At 41.5% G+C, this 986-nt stretch carries 1 protein-coding gene and 2 pseudogenes; 1 reads left to right on the top strand and 2 read right to left on the bottom strand.

Annotated elements, in window-relative coordinates; all coding sequences use genetic code 11:
* The first annotated feature begins 233 nt into the window (after nt 1–233).
* Nucleotides 234–323, top strand: coding sequence for a putative holin-like toxin (locus FD07_RS12780; protein WP_021353390.1), 90 nt, complete (start codon nt 234–236; stop codon nt 321–323).
* Between the two features lie 159 nt (nt 324–482).
* Here FD07_RS12780 and FD07_RS12245 read toward each other — a convergent pair.
* Nucleotides 483–706, bottom strand: a pseudogene (locus tag FD07_RS12245) (LtrC-like protein); the annotation flags it as partial.
* Between the two features lie 65 nt (nt 707–771).
* Nucleotides 772–986 (bottom strand): annotated as a pseudogene (locus FD07_RS11905) (nicking enzyme TraA protein); the annotation flags it as partial.

The raw sequence follows: 986 nt of genomic DNA, 5'->3' as shown, positions 1-986 counted from the left end.
TTCGGATTAATTTTACAATCTACCTATCCACAAAAGATGTTTTGCTGAGCTTAATTTGATCAAATTTAGGATCCTATGAAACCCCATGACTTAATTTTTATTGTGCTTGGTCAACACTTAATTCACCTGTATAATGGATTACGCAGGAAGTTTTAAGGGCGGTGGCTGTCTTTTCCCTTGCGAGGTGAGGCCCATGGGAACATGGAATAATCTTCAGGAAGGTTTCACAGTCAATGAGCGTCTTCCAGACACTCTCGTTGATGTTGCTGTTTGGCACGTTTTTAATCGCGCTCCTCAGCTATATCGACAAGCACCACAAATAAAAAAAGCCGCCCTGTGTAACTTTGGTAGAGGTCACAGGACGAGCTAAAATCGTTTATTAAATTTCTGCCACCGCCTTTGAAGCGGCTTGCACGGGAAGTCCTGTTTTCGGCGGGGCTTCCTTTTTCTGTTTCCATTATAGCATGTCCCTTAAAAACTGGCTAACGTTTCATGCTTCGATCAGATTCAGGATCAGGTTGTTTGATTTCCGGATTTTCTTCAGCAAATGCTTGCAGCTGTTTTTGTGTTCGATTACTGATTTCATGGTGTATATCATTTAGTTTATTTTTTAGTTCTGATTTTTGTTGTGGGTTCCTTGCTTGCTGAACTTGTCGTTGCAAACTTGATATAACTGATTAAGCGCTCGGGCTGATAGCTTTTTTATTTTACATTTGAATTACAAGTGCATACCCCCATCTTCATGCCGGTTTCGAGTTTGGTGTTGCCGTNGTTTGGTGTTGCCGTTGCTTTTTCGTCATTTCCCACTCAGTCTCCTTTAAACCTTGCACCTGTTTTTGCCGTTCGTAATCTTCATCACGGGCATATAGGGCGGTCATGATTGCGTTACTAAAGGCCGTCTTTAAGTAGTAGCTTGGACTAACTGGCTTGTAATTTAGCGGTTGATAATGTCCAATATTTACTTTTCTATACTGGTCGTCCTTGGC

Source organism: Levilactobacillus parabrevis ATCC 53295, from assembly GCF_001434055.1.
In the GTDB taxonomy this organism is placed as follows: domain Bacteria; phylum Bacillota; class Bacilli; order Lactobacillales; family Lactobacillaceae; genus Levilactobacillus; species Levilactobacillus parabrevis.
Note: the sequence above shows the minus strand (reverse complement) of the source record. Positions and strands in the feature narration are given on the sequence as shown.

Coding starts and splice junctions, on each gene's coding strand:
- FD07_RS12780 (WP_021353390.1), top strand. CDS start 234: ATGAGCGTCTTCCAGACACTCTCGTTGATGTTGCTGTTTGGCACGTTT.